Source organism: Vibrio sp. R15-SG3-ISO1B (assembly GCF_059833835.1).
Map to the genome: position 1 here is coordinate 35,313 of NZ_JCBDGG010000005.1, position 16,979 is coordinate 52,291.

Below are 16,979 nucleotides of genomic sequence, written 5' to 3' on the forward strand. Positions count from 1 at the left end.
CGTCGAGCCAAGGCTCGGGCTGTTAAAACAGAACTTTAAAACAGTGTTTCCATCTCTTTCGCACGGCTGACCGCAGCTTGCATTGCTTTGGCTACTATAGCGGAAAGTTGGTGTTCGTTGAATGTACGCAGCGCTTCTGCGGTAGTACCACCTTTGGAGGTCACCTGCTCGCGCAGTGTCGATAGTTCAATATCTGGGTTGGCGACCACCATCTCAGCCGCGCCCAATGCCGATTGCTGGACGAGCAATCTGGCGGTCTCTTTGTCAAATCCTTGAGCCATCGCCTCTTGCTGCATCGCTTCCATAAATAGGAAGAAGTACGCCGGCGCGCTGCCTGCGGCGGCAATGATGTTGTTGATGCCGGACTCTTGCTCTACCCAACAGCAGCGGCCCACTGCGCTCATCAGCTGCTCAGCAAAGGCTTTGTCGCTATCACTGACGCTCTCTGGCGCGTAGAGACCGCTCATCCCTTTGCCTAGTTGCGATGGTGTGTTTGGCATAACACGCACCAGTGGCGCCTTTGTGGCGAGCATCTCTTGTAGGCGTTGGCAATGAATGCCTGCGGCAATAGAAATGACCAGTTTGTTGGAAAAGTCGATGCCCTGTAGTGGCTGACAGACCGCTTCCATCATTTGTGGCTTGACCGAAAGAACCACCACATCCGCATCGTTTGCTGCTTGAATATTGTCGCTGGTGGTGTGAATGCCATAGGTCTCTTCCAGTGGCAAGCGGCGCGTGGTTGACGGCGCGGTCGCGGTAATCAGTGATGCTGGGTAACCATCGGCGACAAGGCCAGCAACGATAGCGCGAACCATATTTCCTGCGCCAATAAAGGCAATCTTCTTCTGTTCCATGGCGGAGTGAATCCTTATCTCTGTGTTATTTGGCCCAAGTGTTGGCCCCTGATGGTTGGGAATGGCGCTTAACTACGGGCGCCAAAAATCGCGCTACCGATCCGCACCATAGTGCTGCCTGCTTCAATGGCGGCGTCCATATCCCCGCTCATGCCCATCGATAATGTATCTAAGGTGACGTCGGGCAAACGTTGCGCCAACGACCTCTGCAGCTCAGCCAGTTCAGTGAATGCACCTAGCTGAGCCGCGTAATCGGGTGTGCTTGCCGGAATGGACATCAATCCTCTTAAAGTGAGGTTGGGCAGCGTAGAAATCAACTCTGCGAGTGCGAAGATTTCCTCGTCGCTGGCGCCGGATTTGGACGCTTCGCCACTGGTGTTGACTTGAATGAGCACTTGCAGCGGCGCTAGGCCTTCTGGTCGCTGGTCATTAAGGCGCTGCGCTATTTTGGCGCGGTCAACAGTATGTACCCAGGCGAAATTCTCCGCCACGATACGGGTTTTGTTCGATTGAATTGGGCCGATGAAGTGCCACTCCAACGCTAACTCTGGGTGATTTTGGCGAAAGTAATCGACTTTATCCGCCCCTTCTTGGACGTAATTTTCGCCAAACGCGCGTTGCCCAACCTGCGCCGCTGCAAAAATATCGGCAACAGGTTTGGTTTTACTTACCGCGAGAAGTTGCACTGAGTCTCGAGGGCGTCCACACTTTTGTAAGGACGCATCAATCTGTGAGGTGATCTGTTCGATGTTTTGTTGAATACTACTCATAGCTAACTTTATTAAGGAATTGAAATGGATATCGCTGAGTTACTGGATTTTAGTGTAAAGCATAATGCCTCAGATCTACATCTTTCTGCTGGGGTTTCTCCAATGATTCGTATTGATGGTGATGTCAGAAAGCTGGGCGTTCCTGCTTTGTCGCACTCTGAGGTGCATCGCTTAGTGTTCGACATCATGAATGATGCTCAGCGCAGCGAATTTGAAGAGCGCCTTGAGGTCGATTTCTCGTTTGAACTCTCCGATGTTGGCCGTTTTAGGGTCAACGCCTTCAATCAAAGTCGTGGCTGTGCGGCGGTCTTTCGTACTATCCCGACAGAGATCCCAAGCCTAGAGCAGTTAGAGGCGCCAAAGATTTTCTCTGACATTGCCAATATGGAAAAAGGCTTAGTGCTAGTGACTGGGCCCACTGGCTCGGGTAAATCCACCACATTAGCCGCCATGGTGGACCACATAAATCGTCACCACAATAAGCATATCCTCACCATTGAAGATCCGATTGAATTTGTGCACAGCAACAATAAGTGTTTGATTAACCAACGCGAAGTGCATCGTGATACTCACAGCTTCAACAACGCGCTGCGCAGTGCGCTACGTGAAGACCCGGATGTGATTTTGGTTGGTGAGCTGCGTGACCAAGAGACAATCAGCCTTGCTCTCACCGCCGCAGAAACCGGTCACCTGGTGTTTGGTACGCTGCACACCAGTAGCGCCGCGAAAACCATTGACCGGATTATTGATGTGTTCCCGGGGAGCGATAAAGACATGGTGCGCTCTATGCTGTCTGAATCCTTGCGCAGCGTTATCGCCCAAAAACTGCTCAAGCGCCTTGGCGGGGGACGCGTGGCGTGTCATGAAATCATGATGGCGACGCCGGCGATTCGTAACCTTATCCGCGAAGATAAAGTGGCGCAGATGTACTCAGTTATTCAAACGGGCGCGGCGCACGGCATGCAAACCATGGAGCAAAATGCCAAGCAGTTGATCATGCAAGGCTTGGTGGATGCCGACGAAGTGGCGAAGAAATTTGAAGTGCAAAGCACGCCATTTTAAGAGGTGACGGATGGACATTACAGCCTGTTTAGAAGAGATGGTGGCGCAAAAAGCGTCGGATCTCTATATCACGGTAGGCGCGCCGCTGTTGTATCGCGTTGATGGTCAGCTTAAAGCGTACGGTGAAACGCTGACTCAACCCGATGTGGATGCGCTCTTGGTCGGCATGATGGATGAAAAACGCCAAACGGAGTTCGCCCAAACGCACGAAGCCAATTTCGCCATTGTGCGAGAAGTGGGGCGCTTTCGTGTCTCAGCATTTCACCAGCGCGAGTTGCCCGGCGCGGTCATTCGTCGCATTGAAACCAAAATCCCAACGTTTGAGCAGTTAAAGCTGCCAGAGGTGCTGCAAGACCTGGCGATTGCGAAGCGGGGCTTGGTGCTGGTGGTGGGCGCGACGGGCTCGGGTAAATCGACCACGATGGCCGCGATGACGGGTTATCGCAACCAGCATCGCAGCGGGCACATTTTGACGGTCGAAGACCCGATAGAGTTTGTTCATGAACATCAGCGCTGCATTGTGACGCAGCGCGAAGTGGGGCTCGACACCGAGAGCTATGAAGTGGCGTTGAAAAACTCATTGCGCCAAGCGCCGGATATGATTCTGATTGGTGAGATCCGCAGTCGTGAGACGATGGAATACGCCATGACCTTCGCTGAAACGGGCCATTTGTGTATGGCCACACTGCACGCCAACAACGCCAACCAAGCGCTAGAGCGGATCTTACATCTGGTGCCGAAAGAGCAAAAAGAGCAGTTCTTGTTTGACCTGTCGATGAACCTGCGCGGCGTGATCGCTCAGCAGTTGATTCGCGATAAAAACGGTCAAGGGCGTCACGGCGTGTTTGAAATCCTACTCAACAGCCCACGTGTTTCGGATCTGATTCGTCGCGGCGATTTGCATGAGCTGAAAAGCACCATGGCGAAATCCAACCAAGTGGGCATGCAGACCTTTGACCAAGCGCTATATCAACTGGTAGTGGAGGACAAGATCAACGAAGAAGATGCCCTGCACAGTGCCGATTCCGCCAATGATTTGCGCATCATGCTGAAAACCAATCGCCAAGAAGGCTTTGGCGGTGGGGCGTTGGACAACGTTAAGATTGATATGGATTAGAGTGGCGAGTTCCTAGTTCCTAGAGGGAGGGCGTTTGATAGAACTCGCTTTAGGAATTGGGGTTATTGGTATTGGGCTTCAAACCAGCTTTCTAGAATGATCACGGCGGATTGGCAGTCAACGTTGCCTTTGGTGAGCGCTTTGTAGCCGCCCATCGAGAACAGCTCGGAACGGGCTTCGGTGGTCGAGAGGCGTTCATCGTGCAGCTCTACCGGTAGGCCAAATCGGCCATGGAGGCGGTTGGCGAATTTTTTGGCTCGCGGCGTGATGCTTTCGAGATCTTTGCCGTGCAGGTCTGTGGGTAGTCCTACCACCAACAGATTCGGTTGCCACTCGGCAATCTGCTTTCCTATCTCATCCCAATTGGGAATGCCGTCTTTGGCTTTAAACGCTTTGAGTGGTGAGGCGGTGCCGGTAATTTCTTGGCCAATGGCGCTGCCAATGCTTTTGGTGCCATAGTCGAAGGCCATGATGGTTTTAGACATAAGGGTTCTGCTTAGTGAAACTAGATTCGTGAAATTAAAGTGAATCAGCGGCGAGGGGTTATCGCCGCTTATCGTTTTAGCGCAACACGGAATCGTCACGCATGACCGACGTCGTTGGACAGCTGTGCGACGTCAATGCCGAGCATCTGCACCGCTTTTTGCCAGCGATCGGCAATCGGGGTATCAAAGATGACCGATGGGTCGGCTTCAATGGTTAGCCATGAATTCTCCGAGAGCTCTGACTCCAGCTGACCCGCCTCCCAACCGGAATACCCCAGTGCGACCAAGTAGCGATTAGGCTCTGCCTCGGTGCCGAGCACACTCAAAATGTCTTTTGAGGTGGTGACACTGATTTCACTGGTCATCTGAATGCTGGATTCATACGTGTCTTTAGGGCGATGAAGGATAAAACCTCGGTCTTCAGATACAGGCCCGCCATTAAGGACCGGTTTTTCCAGACTGTCGGTATTGAGCTGCGGATGAACGGGCTGCACATCGACGCGTTCGAGCATTTTTCCAATGGTGATATCAATAGGCGCATTGATCATGAGGCCCATAGCGCCCTCTTCGTTGTGTTCACACACATAGATGACACTGCGCTTAAAGTAGGGATCTTTCATCCCCGGCATGGCAACGAGAAAATGGTTGGTTAAATTCATCATGACTCCACCTTAAATTGAGCGGCATCCACAGAGCGAATACCGCTCAAGAGCTGGGTTATCCCATCACCGATAGATTATTTCTGCTCAATGCGACGTTCAATCGCATCCATCAGCTTGCCGGTAATGGAGATATCAAATGCGGCTTCGATTTCACGAATACACGTTGGGCTGGTAACGTTAATCTCAGTCAGTTTGTCGCCGATGACGTCAAGGCCAACAAAAATCAGCCCCTTTTCTTTAAGTGTAGGCGCTACAGCGAGAGCGATCTGTTTATCTGTCTCACTCAGTGGTCTTGCTTCGCCACGTCCGCCTGCGGCTAGGTTACCGCGAGTCTCTCCTTTGGCAGGAATACGCGCTAAGCAGTAGGGCATCGGTTCGCCATCCACCACCAAAATACGCTTGTCACCATTGCTAATATCTGGGACGAAAGTTTGCGCCATCGCGTAGTGTTGACCATGGTTGGTCAAGGTTTCGATGATCACGGAAACGTTAGGATCGTTCTCTTTTACACGGAAGATCGACGCGCCGCCCATGCCATCCAATGGTTTTAAAATCACGTCGCCATGTTGCTCACGGAAGGCTTTGATCTTGTCTGCGCTGCGAGTCACCAAGGTGGTTGGCGTCAGCTCTGGGAACCACGCGGTAAACAGTTTTTCATTGCAGTCGCGCAAGCTTTGCGGCTTGTTGACGATCAAGGTGCCTTTTTCTTCGGCGCGCTCAAGGATGTATGTGGCGTAGATGTATTCGGTATCAAATGGGGGATCTTTACGCATCAATACCGCATCAAGCTCTGACAGCTCAATGGTCTGCTCAGACTTAAACTGATACCAGCGGCTCGGATCTTCTTTCAGCTCCACCACTTTGGTGTCCGCAATCGCGACGCCCTGTTCTAGATGAAGATCCTTCATCTCCATGTAGTGAATTTCGTAGCCGCGGCGCTGCGCTTCCAGCATCATGGCAAAGCTAGAGTCTTTTTTGATGTTGATGGACGAAATCGGGTCCATCACGATGCCGAGTTTGATCATGGATAGTGTTCTCCGTTTAGCCAAGATCGCCAAAGCGAACTTGTAGGGCGGTAATAGCGGTAAGGGCTGCGGTTTCGGTACGTAGCACGCGAGGACCGAGCAGCGTCTCTTCAAATTGGTATTGCTGCGTCATATCGATTTCATCGCTAGAAAGGCCGCCTTCAGGGCCAATCAACAAACGCACTTTTTCTACCGGAGTCGGTAGGGTGTTGATTGAGTATTTGGCGCGCGGATGCAAATTGAGCTTCAAGCCACCGAATTGCTCTTGGCACCACGCTTCGAGCGACATAATCGGGCGAATGGTAGGAACGGTATTCCGGCCGCATTGTTCACAGGCGCTGATAGCAATTTTTTGCCATTGAGCGAGCTTTTTCTCAAAACGTTTGGGGTCGAGTTTGACGCCACAGCGCTCAGAGATAAGGGGCGTAATGGTATTGACGCCAAGCTCAACGGATTTTTGAATCGTGAACTCCATTTTATCTCCGCGTGAGATCACTTGACCTAAGTGCAGATCCAGCGGTGACTCGCAGCTTTGCTCAACGCGGTCTAACACCTCGACGTCGACGTTTTTCTTTCCTACAGCGGTAATGGTGGCAGGGAATTGTGCGCCGCTGCCATCAAACAACAGCACCTGTTGACCCTCTTTCATGCGCAGCACTCGGCCGACGTGTCCGGCGGCATCGTCACTGAGGGCGAGAGGCCCAAGCTGGTGGATGGTCTCTGGGTGATAGAGTCGTGGCATGCGCATTGCGTTGGTTTCCTGCAAATCCAAAAGTTATCCCACTAACATGGATGCCTTTGAGCGAAAAAACAAGGGGCTAGCGTGAGATAAAGCGTGCTGAGAAGTCGAGTGCCTAGTTCCTAGTTTCTAGTTCCCAGAGCTAGGTGGTTATGGGGTTGCTTGGCATGCCTCAACCACAAACGGGTTGTGATTGCCTTGCACTTTAGCGATGCGTTTGTCACGTTCACACTCCCAGGCGTCAGCGGGGTAGGTTTTATTCCATGCATTCATTAGCTTGGTTTGCTGGCTTGAGAGTTTAAATCCGTACTCTTTACTCATGTAGAGATAGGTGCGAGCAATGGAGCCGCGGGCTCGATCGGGTGGCATCACTTCACGCTGTTTGAAGTTGACCTGCATCTCACAGCGCCCATAGCTCACCCCTTGAACCCCATTCCACTGGCTAAAGTTGTAATTTGAACGATCGCCGTTGACCTCACCAATCGCTGGGGTCAAGTTATGCAAATCGGCTTCCATCGAGCGAAATTGCTGATCGTTTTTAGTGCAGTATTTACGCCCACCTTGTTGCCAGCATTGGCGCTGATGACCAAATTGCCAAGCAGGCACCACATGCTCCCACTCAATGCGAGAGGCTCGGCGCTCTTGCTTACGCACCTGATAGCCGCACGAGTTAAGATCCGGCGTGCCTTTGCGCCCTTGCCACTCAATATTGCAGCCACAGTAAAAGCTGGTGGGGTGATCGGCGTAGATCTTGACCGCCTCTTTCTTTGCTTTGGAAAAAGAGGACGGCGGCGCTGCGTGCGCGAAAGAGAAAGCAGAAGAGAGCGTCACCGCTAGCAGCGAGCTCATCACAGTAAACCAAACGGGCAGTCGAGACATAATGAAACCTGAGTGAGCGTTAAAGCATGAAAAAAGTATTATTTTTCACAGTCTAGCACGCAAAAAGGTAGGATTTTAGTGATGATGTTATTTGTTACGCTGAACGAGATCGCGCCACAGGGTGTGATTTAGTGGGGATAGATAGCTGGCAGGGATGGAGTGCGGGTGATTACGACAACTGTTTGCCAGAAAATACCAGTGTCTGCTGACACTGTTGGCAGCGATAGCTTGCCTGTTTGCGCTGCACTTTATTGTGGCGTCGAATAGAGAGCGGGTAGTCACGACACGCACAACGGTATTCAAAGGTTTTACCCTGAACAGAGGTGACAGCAAAGCTGTGGGTGGTGTTGGCTTTGACACCGAACACTGACTCCATGACCCCTTGCCACTCTTTGCCGTGCGGGCGAACGCGACCATAAACTTGATAGGTGACAAGGTGGGCCACTTCATGGGGGATCACTTCTTGGAGAAACGCCGCTTGATTCTCCGCAAACAACACCGGATTGAGGCGGATTTCATTGAGTTGCAGGTACGCTTTTCCTGCCGCTTTGCCGCGCAGCTTAAACGAGAGCGTTGGCATAGGAAACGGCCGGCCGAACGCCTGGCGGGCTTGCTCGATGCATTGTGCGATCACTCGCTGAGTTGAATAGGTGAGGGTCAAATCCACAGGTGACTCATCTTCGCTGGCAGAGATACAGGATAAAAAACGCCCCGAGAGAGCTCGGGGCGTTCACTATACCTCAAATAGGCCACATGTTAAGGGTGATGGCGTTTCTTAATCACCTCATGATACGCGTGCCAAGTGGCGTAGCCGAGTATCGGCATCGTAAAGAGCATCCCGATACCATAAGTGGCAAAGCCAATTAAGATTCCGCCACAAATGATCGCAGCCCAGACGATCATGGCACCAATATTGGATTTAACGGCGTTAAAGCTACTGAATACGCCAGTCATCATATCCACGCGTCGCTCCATCATCAGCGGAATGGCAAACGCTGAGATACTGAACACAACACACGCCAGCACTAAACCCACTAATGAGCCGATGATCAAGAAGGGGAGAAAGTCGCTCAACGGCGCCCCTTGTACTGAAGGGTAAAGTGCATGCAACAGCGCCGCGATACGCATCCAAAAAATCATACACACCGCAAGCAGCACGGCAAACGCCCATTGTGAGGTGGAGTTGCGCCCGATGGCTTTCATCGAGTGAAGCAAACTGGGTTTATGTCCGCGCTCTCGCTCCCAGCTTGCGTCATACAAACCGAGCGCTAAAAAAGGCCCAATGAGCATATAGACGACCAGACTGGGCATCACCACAAGGTGTGTGCCTTGCCACTGGACGAGGAGAACAATGCCGATGGCCGCCGCCATAAAGCACAAGCCGTAGAAAGCGCTAATCAGCGGCATGCGAACAAAGTCGTGCAAGCCGAGCGCGAGCCAATGAAATGGGGCAGAGATACTGACCTGATTACACGGTATGGTGCGCGCGTATTCGTGGTCGCTGACTTCCTTATGTTTTTGCTCTTTGAAGTCATGTGGGTTAACCGTACGAGGCATAACTCCTCCTTGATCAATCTCGATTCTCATCCTCTTCTTTGCCTTTTGAGTGGTGGCCGAGAAAAGGGGTTGTTACGTATTTGTAAACAAAAGACGTTTTTAAACGCAAGCCGTTCGCAAACACGAGAGAGTGCTGACCCGATTCGCTGATGTGCTCCTAGACGCTGACGTTAAAGGGTGTGAACTCTCAGTTTCATGTTGATGCCGTGATCTGAACACAAGCTTTGCGCGTGTTACTCGGCGCAGAGGGGATGGCAGTCACGTCTGGTTTTATACGTAAAGACGTCATCCTTGGATGCGTTCATTTAACATATTGTTAACTATTGACCTCAATGGCGTAAATTACAACCTGGGAGGTTAAATTTTGTTCAATGATGGGTGGGGGGGATGCGAGGTCGGGGTGAGCAAAGCGAGCGAGGAGGCTAGATGGCAGGCAAAAGAAAGGGCTTTTGGCGAACCAAAAGCCCTGAAATAGTGTGGCTCAGTGATTACTTGAGACCAGCGAAGTCACGCAGTTCTGCGGCTTTATCCGTCGCTTCCCAAGGGAACTCTTCACGACCGAAGTGGCCGTAAGCGGCGGTCTTCTTGTAGATCGGCTGAAGTAGGTTCAGCATCTCTTGCAGGCCGTATGGACGTAGATCGAAGAACTGACGTACCGCCTCAATGATGATGTCGTGCGAGACTTTCTCAGTACCGAACGTTTCCACCATGATAGACGTTGGATCCGCAACACCGATTGCGTAAGACAATTGGATTTCACAGCGATCTGCCATACCCGCTGCGACGATGTTTTTCGCCACGTAGCGTGCTGCGTAAGCGGCACTACGGTCTACTTTCGATGGATCTTTACCAGAGAATGCACCACCACCGTGACGCGCTGCGCCGCCGTAGGTATCAACGATGATCTTACGACCGGTCAAACCACAGTCGCCCATTGGGCCACCGATAACAAAACGACCGGTTGGGTTGATGAAGAAGTTAGTGTCTTTGTTGAGCCACTCAGCTGGTAGAACAGGTTTGATGATCTCTTCCATTACCGCTTCGCGCAGATCCGGCGTTGAGATAGAGTCACAGTGCTGAGTTGACAGTACGACCGCATCGATACCAACGATCTTACCTTCGTTGTACTGGAACGTAACCTGAGATTTTGCATCTGGACGCAACCATGGCAGTGTGCCGTTCTTACGTACTTCCGCTTGCTTTTGCACTAGGCGGTGTGAGTAAGTGATAGGCGCTGGCATGAGGACTTCAGTCTCGTTACATGCGTAACCAAACATGATGCCTTGGTCACCGGCACCTTGCTCTTTTGGATCCGCTTTGTCGACACCTTGGTTGATGTCTGGAGACTGTTTACCGATGGTGTTTAGCACTGCACACGAATCCGCGTCAAAGCCCATGTCAGAGTGAACGTAGCCAATTTCACGTACGGTTTGGCGCGTTAACTCTTCGATGTCTACCCATGCAGAAGTGGTGATTTCACCGCCGACCATGACCATACCGGTCTTGACGTAGGTTTCACACGCTACGCGAGCTTTTGGATCTTGCTCGAGGATCGCATCGAGAACCGCATCTGAGATTTGGTCTGCAATTTTATCTGGATGGCCTTCTGATACGGATTCAGAAGTAAACAGGTGCTTAGCCATGAGAGCTCCATTTAATCTGTTGGATGGGCGTCATTGCTCGCCCAGCACAAAAATAAGGTTAAATTATGTAGGTGTATCTACATCTAGACGTCTATTCTAGTTTTGCGTGCTCGAATTACAAGTTATTTTTGTGATTTAAGTAGAGTAAAAACGCGTATTTTTCTCAATCCGCCGCGTGAGGTAAAGAGCAATCGTTTGCATCAAGCAGTAACGAAAACCGGCGGTCTTCGAGAAATTTGCAATAAATATCGTAGATCTGGCGTTGATTAGACAGTAATCGATTGCACCCGCGCAGATGCTCTGCGAGAATTATCGCCCACATTAGTTATCAATTCGCTTAATGCATTCAGGAGCAGACATGTCTTCTCGTAAACACTTGGCCAATGCAATTCGTGCACTTAGCATGGATGGTGTTCAACAAGCTAATTCCGGTCACCCAGGCGCACCGATGGGGATGGCGGATATCGCCGAAGTTCTTTGGCGTTCACACTTAAACCACAACCCAGCGAACCCAGAATGGGCAAACCGCGACCGTTTTGTGCTATCAAACGGCCACGGCTCAATGCTGATTTACTCTTTGCTGCACCTAAGTGGTTACGAGCTGTCTATTGATGATCTGAAAAACTTCCGTCAGCTTCATTCAAAAACGCCGGGCCACCCAGAATATGGTTATGCACCGGGCGTAGAAACCACTACTGGTCCTCTTGGCCAAGGTATCACTAACGCAGTGGGCATGGCGCTGGCAGAGAAAGCATTAGCGGCGCAGTTCAATAAAGAAGGCCATGACATCATCGACCACTTCACCTACGTATTCATGGGGGATGGCTGTTTGATGGAAGGGATCTCTCACGAAGCATGTTCACTAGCGGGCACTCTGGGCCTTGGCAAGCTGATCGCTTTTTGGGATGACAATGGCATCTCGATTGATGGTGAAGTGGAAGGTTGGTTCTCTGACGATACACCAAAACGCTTTGAAGCTTACGGTTGGCATGTTATTCCAGCTGTCGATGGCCATGATGCTGAGGCGATCAACGCCGCCATCACTGCCGCGAAAGCGGACCCTCGCCCTACTCTAATTTGTACTAAGACCATCATCGGTTTTGGTTCACCAAACAAAGCGGGCTCTCACGATTGTCACGGCGCGCCACTAGGTGCAGACGAAATCAAAGCTGCGCGTGAGTTCCTAGGTTGGGAGCACCCAGCATTTGAGATTCCAGCAGACGTATATGAGCAGTGGGATGCGAAAACCGCAGGCGCAGCATCTGAAGCGGCGTGGAACGCTCAGTTTGAGGCTTACGCAGCGGCGTACCCAACAGAAGCGGCGGAGCTGAAACGTCGTCTCAACGGTGAGCTTCCTGCGCAATGGGAAGAGAAAGCGAATCAAATCATTGCTGATCTGCAAGCCAACCCAGCGAACATTGCCTCGCGCAAAGCGTCTCAAAATGCGCTTGAAGCGTTCGGTAAAATGCTGCCTGAATTTATGGGCGGTTCGGCGGACCTTGCGCCATCCAACTTGACCATGTGGTCGGGCTCAAAATCACTGGAAGCAGACGATTTCTCAGGGAACTACGTTCACTACGGTGTGCGTGAGTTCGGTATGACGGCCATCATGAATGGTATTGCGCTGCATGGTGGTTTTGTCCCTTACGGTGCGACCTTCTTGATGTTTATGGAGTACGCTCGTAACGCGATGCGTATGGCCGCGCTGATGAAAATTCAGAACATCCAAGTGTACACGCATGACTCGATTGGTCTGGGTGAAGATGGCCCAACGCACCAACCCGTTGAGCAAATGGCGTCACTTCGCCTAACGCCAAACATGAGCACATGGCGTCCATGTGACCAGGTGGAATCTGCGGTCGCTTGGAAATTGGCGATTGAGCGTAAAGATGGCCCAACGTCTCTGATTTTCTCTCGTCAAAACCTCGCGCAGCAAGAGCGTGACGCTGAGCAAGTGGCTAACATCGCTAAGGGTGGTTACATCCTAAAAGATTGCGCGGGCAAGCCAGAGCTTATCCTTATCGCCACCGGTTCTGAAGTGGAACTGGCTGTCGAAGCGGCGGCGCAGCTTACTGCTGAAGGCAAGCAAGTACGTGTGGTGTCTATGCCATCGACGGATGCGTTCGATAAGCAAGACGCAGCGTACCGTGAATCCGTACTGCCAGCTGACGTAACAGCACGTATCGCTATCGAAGCGGGTATTGCGGACTTCTGGTACAAGTATGTCGGCTTTGGCGGCAAGATCATCGGTATGACAACCTTCGGTGAATCAGCGCCTGCTGGAGAGCTGTTCAAGCTGTTTGGCTTCACGACAGAAAACGTTGTGAACACAGCGAAAGAACTGCTTGCTTAATTGTGGCGATGTAGTTTGAAGGAAACCGAGTCGTGAGTGGCTCGGTTTTTTTTATTTAGTTCCTAGTTCCTAGTTACTAGAAATAGGCGGTTTCGGGGATTGGAACTCGCATCTGGGCACGGGCTCAGTTACTATCTGTGACACGAAAATCAGGTAGGGTGAGGAAAGGATGCTTAAAATTGCGATCAATGGATTTGGACGTATCGGTCGTAATGTGTTGCGCGCGGTTTACGAGAGCGGCAAACATCAGCAGATCAAAGTGGTCGCGGTCAACGAGTTGGCACAGCCTGATGCGATGGCGCACTTACTGCAATACGATACGAGCCACGGTCGTTTTGGCAAAAAAATCACGCATGGCCAAGAGCATATCTATATTCATCACGGCGTCGTGGAGAGTGGCGACTTTGATTCGATTCGGATTTTGCACCTAAACGACATTGAGCTACTGCCTTGGCGCGATCTTGAGGTCGATATGGTGCTCGACTGCACCGGTGTCTATGGCTCGCAAGCCGATGGCCAAGCGCACATCAAAGCCGGCGCTAAAAAAGTGCTTTTCTCCCACCCGGGCGCCAGTGATATCGACAACACCATCATCTATGGCGTGAACCATGAAACATTAACCGCAGAGCATCGCGTCGTTTCTAACGGTTCGTGTACGACCAACTGTATTGTCCCTATCATCAAAGCGTTGGACGATGCTTTTGGTATCGATTCTGGCACGATCACCACCATTCACTCCTCAATGAATGATCAGCAGGTGATTGATGCGTATCACAGCGATTTGCGTCGTACTCGAGCCGCCAGCCAATCCATCATTCCAGTCGATACGAAATTGCACAAAGGGATTGAAAGAATCTTCCCGAAATTTTCCAACAAATTCGAAGCCATATCCGTGCGCGTTCCCACGGTAAACGTCACTGCGATGGATTTAAGTGTCACAATTAATACGAATGTGAAAGTTAATGACGTAAATCAAACCATTGTTAACGCATCTCAGTGTACATTACACGGCATTGTTGACTATACTGAAGCGCCGCTCGTATCGATTGACTTTAATCACGATCCCCACAGTGCCATTGTTGATGGTTCCCAGACTCGCGTGAGTAATGGGCACCTAGTCAAAATGTTGGTTTGGTGTGATAACGAATGGGGCTTTGCGAACCGCATGCTGGATACTGCGCTCGCAATGCAGGTCGCTTCAGAACAAGCTGGGTAGTGCCGTTTAGCGGTCATTTTCACCCAGATTGGAAGCGCCGAAAGGCGGTGGAGTAATATTTATTTTTACCCTTGAAATAAATATTGATAATCTCCATATCAAAACCAGTTTGAAGAATTAATAGGCTTGGCAGGGTTGCCGAGTGACTGAAAACTTTATTTTTTGAATAGTTGAGAGGACAAACCATGTCTGTAATCAAGATGACTGACCTGGATCTAGCAGGTAAACGTGTATTCATCCGTGCTGACCTAAACGTGCCAGTAAAAGACGGCAAAGTAACTTCTGATGCGCGTATCCTCGCGTCTCTACCAACAATCAAGCACTGTCTAGAAGCAGGCGCGAAAGTGATGGTTACTTCTCACCTAGGTCGCCCAACTGAGGGTGAATACGCGGAAGAGTTCTCTCTACAACCTGTCGTAAACTACCTAAACGATGCACTTGACTGCGAAGTGAAGCTAGCGAAAGACTACCTAAACGGTCTAGAGCTGAACGCGGGCGAGCTTGTTGTTCTAGAAAACGTTCGTTTCAACGTTGGCGAGAAGAAAAACGACGAAGCACTGTCTAAGCAGTACGCTGCACTTTGTGACATCTTCGTAATGGACGCATTCGGTACGGCTCACCGTGCACAAGCATCAACTCACGGTGTGGGTATGCACGCTGACGTTGCGTGTGCAGGTCCTCTACTTGCGAACGAGCTAGAAGCGCTAGGTAAAGCAATGGACAAGCCTGCGCGTCCAATGGTTGCTATCGTTGGTGGTTCAAAAGTGTCGACTAAGCTGACTGTGCTTGAGTCTCTATCTAAAATCGCTGACCAACTGGTTGTCGGTGGCGGTATTGCTAACACCTTCATCGCAGCGGCTGGCCACAACGTAGGTAAATCTCTATACGAGGCAGACCTAGTCGACACAGCGAAAAAGCTAATGGAAGAGTGCGCGATTCCAGTGGCGACTGACGTTGCTTGTGCAAAAGCATTTGATGAGAACGCAGAAGCGGAAATCAAAGACGTATCTGAAGTTCAAGACGACGACATGATTTTCGACCTAGGTCCAAACTCTACCGCGCAATTGGCTGAGATTCTGAAGAACGCGAAAACCATCCTTTGGAACGGCCCTGTGGGCGTATTCGAATTCAAGAACTTCGAAGCGGGTACAAAAGGTATCTCTGAAGCGATCGCAGCGTCTGAAGGTTTCTCTGTTGCAGGCGGTGGTGACACGCTAGCGGCGATCGACAAGTTCGGTATCAAAGCAGATGTGTCTTACATCTCAACGGGCGGCGGTGCGTTCCTTGAGTTTGTAGAAGGCAAAGTCCTTCCAGCGGTTGAAATGCTAGAAGCACGCGCTAAGTAATTGATAGAAAGCGGGGGAGTCTCTCTCCCGCTTTCTTGTTTGCGGCACATCACATTTTTGCTAGAATAGCGCAAGTTGTGAGCAAACGTTTGCAAGAATTTAAACTGAAAAGTTTTATTTTTATAACGACCATTTTTAAAAATGACAGCTAATAGGATTAAATCCATGTCTAAGATCTTCGATTTCGTAAAACCAGGTGTTATCTCTGGCGATGACGTTCAGAAAGTGTTTGAAGTTGCAAAGGAAAACAACTTCGCTCTACCAGCAGTGAACGTAGTAAACACAGACTCAATCAACGGCGTTCTAGAAGCAGCAGCAAAAGTAAAAGCGCCTGTTGTGGTTCAGTTCTCTAACGGCGGTGCCGGTTTCTTTGCGGGTAAAGGTCTAAAACTTGAAGGTCAAGACGCACAAGTGCTTGGCGCAGTTGCTGGCGCGAAATACGTTCACGCTGTTGCAGAATCTTACGGTGTGCCTGTTATTCTTCATACTGACCACGCAGCGAAAAAACTGCTTCCTTGGATCGACGGTCTACTAGATGCGGGTGAAGAGTTCTTCGCTCAAACTGGCAAGCCACTTTTCTCTTCTCACATGATTGACCTTTCTGAAGAGTCTCTAGAAGAGAACATCGAGATCTCTGCAAAATACCTAGCTCGCATGGCGAAAATGGGTATGACTCTAGAAATCGAACTAGGCTGTACTGGTGGTGAAGAAGACGGCGTTGACAACTCACACATGGACGCATCTGAGCTGTACACTTCTCCAGAAGACGTGGCTTACGCTTACGAGAAATTGGTGGCAATCAGCCCTCGTTTCACTATCGCAGCGTCTTTCGGTAACGTACACGGCGTTTACAAGCCAGGTAACGTTGTACTGACTCCAACTATCCTACGTGACTCTCAAGCGTACTGTGCTGAGAAGTTTGGTATTGCACCTAACGCACTAAACTTCGTATTCCACGGTGGTTCTGGTTCAACTGAAGCAGAAATCCAAGAGTCAATCAGCTACGGTGTCATCAAAATGAACATCGATACTGATACTCAGTGGGCAACATGGGACGGTATTCGTAAGTACGAAGCGGAAAACCACGATTACCTACAAGGTCAAATCGGTAACCCAACTGGCGAAGATGCGCCAAACAAGAAGTACTACGATCCACGCGTATGGCTACGTGCTGGTCAAGCTTCAATGGTTGCTCGTCTAGAGAAAGCATTTGCTGACCTAAACGCGGTTGATGTTCTGTAATTCAGCCCGTCACTTTGATTGATAAGAAG

Annotated in this window: 16 protein-coding genes; 6 read left to right on the forward strand and 10 right to left on the reverse strand. The window is 50.6% G+C overall.

The genetic code is table 11. From position 1 onward, the window contains the following. Positions 1-35: 35 nt before the first annotated feature. Together proC and AC6R0S_RS01415 are read right to left on the reverse strand one after the other, a co-directional pair. Positions 36-854, reverse strand: coding sequence for a pyrroline-5-carboxylate reductase (proC, locus tag AC6R0S_RS01410; RefSeq protein ID WP_500629335.1), 819 nt, complete (start codon positions 852-854; stop codon positions 36-38). A 68-nt stretch (positions 855-922) separates the two neighbouring features. Continuing rightward, on the reverse strand, positions 923-1,624 hold the full coding sequence (locus tag AC6R0S_RS01415) for a YggS family pyridoxal phosphate-dependent enzyme (RefSeq protein WP_500637063.1): 702 nt from the start codon (positions 1,622-1,624) through the stop codon (positions 923-925). Between the two features lie 24 nt (positions 1,625-1,648). Here AC6R0S_RS01415 and AC6R0S_RS01420 point away from each other — a divergent pair, with 24 nt between their 5' ends. Next, entirely contained in the window at positions 1,649-2,686 is a 1,038-nt protein-coding gene (locus AC6R0S_RS01420; protein WP_500637064.1) for a type IV pilus twitching motility protein PilT, read from the forward strand. A 10-nt stretch (positions 2,687-2,696) separates the two neighbouring features. Continuing rightward, positions 2,697-3,803, forward strand: coding sequence for a PilT/PilU family type 4a pilus ATPase (locus tag AC6R0S_RS01425; protein ID WP_487903652.1), 1,107 nt, complete (start codon positions 2,697-2,699; stop codon positions 3,801-3,803). A 62-nt stretch (positions 3,804-3,865) separates the two neighbouring features. On the opposite strand, the gene ruvX is transcribed toward AC6R0S_RS01425, so the two are convergent. The 8 genes from ruvX to metK form a co-directional block, all read right to left on the reverse strand. After that, positions 3,866-4,288, reverse strand: coding sequence for a Holliday junction resolvase RuvX (ruvX, locus tag AC6R0S_RS01430; protein ID WP_334553512.1), 423 nt, complete (start codon positions 4,286-4,288; stop codon positions 3,866-3,868). 95 nt (positions 4,289-4,383) lie between these two features. Further along, positions 4,384-4,947 (reverse strand): YqgE/AlgH family protein, encoded by a 564-nt coding sequence (locus tag AC6R0S_RS01435; RefSeq protein WP_334554101.1) that lies wholly within the window; start codon positions 4,945-4,947, stop codon positions 4,384-4,386. A gap of 77 nt (positions 4,948-5,024) precedes the next feature. Beyond that, a complete protein-coding gene (gene gshB / locus AC6R0S_RS01440; protein ID WP_500637065.1) occupies positions 5,025-5,975 on the reverse strand; it encodes a glutathione synthase in 951 nt (316 codons plus the stop codon). A gap of 16 nt (positions 5,976-5,991) precedes the next feature. Beyond that, positions 5,992-6,723 (reverse strand): 16S rRNA (uracil(1498)-N(3))-methyltransferase, encoded by a 732-nt coding sequence (gene rsmE / locus AC6R0S_RS01445; protein ID WP_500637066.1) that lies wholly within the window; start codon positions 6,721-6,723, stop codon positions 5,992-5,994. A 141-nt stretch (positions 6,724-6,864) separates the two neighbouring features. Continuing rightward, on the reverse strand, positions 6,865-7,563 hold the full coding sequence (gene endA / locus AC6R0S_RS01450; RefSeq protein ID WP_500637102.1) for a deoxyribonuclease I: 699 nt from the start codon (positions 7,561-7,563) through the stop codon (positions 6,865-6,867). 199 nt (positions 7,564-7,762) lie between these two features. After that, the gene (locus AC6R0S_RS01455) at positions 7,763-8,260 is read right to left on the reverse strand and encodes a SprT family zinc-dependent metalloprotease (protein ID WP_500627753.1); all 498 of its coding nucleotides are present in this window, start codon (positions 8,258-8,260) and stop codon (positions 7,763-7,765) included. 89 nt (positions 8,261-8,349) lie between these two features. Beyond that, positions 8,350-9,150: a DUF2189 domain-containing protein gene (locus AC6R0S_RS01460; RefSeq protein WP_334568345.1), complete on the reverse strand. Its 801-nt coding sequence runs from the start codon at positions 9,148-9,150 to the stop codon at positions 8,350-8,352. 488 nt (positions 9,151-9,638) lie between these two features. Beyond that, positions 9,639-10,793 (reverse strand): methionine adenosyltransferase, encoded by a 1,155-nt coding sequence (metK, locus tag AC6R0S_RS01465; protein ID WP_334553521.1) that lies wholly within the window; start codon positions 10,791-10,793, stop codon positions 9,639-9,641. Positions 10,794-11,151: 358 nt separating this feature from the next. Between metK and tkt the strand changes: the two genes are divergently transcribed. The 4 genes from tkt (at position 11,152) to fbaA (ending at position 16,950) form a co-directional block, all read left to right on the forward strand. Continuing rightward, positions 11,152-13,146: a transketolase gene (gene tkt / locus AC6R0S_RS01470; protein WP_500637067.1), complete on the forward strand. Its 1,995-nt coding sequence runs from the start codon at positions 11,152-11,154 to the stop codon at positions 13,144-13,146. 169 nt (positions 13,147-13,315) lie between these two features. Beyond that, positions 13,316-14,362, forward strand: a complete 1,047-nt coding sequence (gene epd / locus AC6R0S_RS01475; RefSeq protein ID WP_500637068.1) for an erythrose-4-phosphate dehydrogenase — start codon at positions 13,316-13,318, stop codon at positions 14,360-14,362. Positions 14,363-14,547: 185 nt separating this feature from the next. Continuing rightward, the gene (locus tag AC6R0S_RS01480; RefSeq protein ID WP_500629325.1) at positions 14,548-15,708 is read left to right on the forward strand and encodes a phosphoglycerate kinase; all 1,161 of its coding nucleotides are present in this window, start codon (positions 14,548-14,550) and stop codon (positions 15,706-15,708) included. A gap of 165 nt (positions 15,709-15,873) precedes the next feature. Continuing rightward, complete coding sequence (fbaA, locus tag AC6R0S_RS01485; protein ID WP_500627749.1) at positions 15,874-16,950, forward strand: class II fructose-bisphosphate aldolase; 1,077 nt, start codon at positions 15,874-15,876, stop codon at positions 16,948-16,950. The last annotated feature ends 29 nt before the right edge of the window (positions 16,951-16,979 follow it).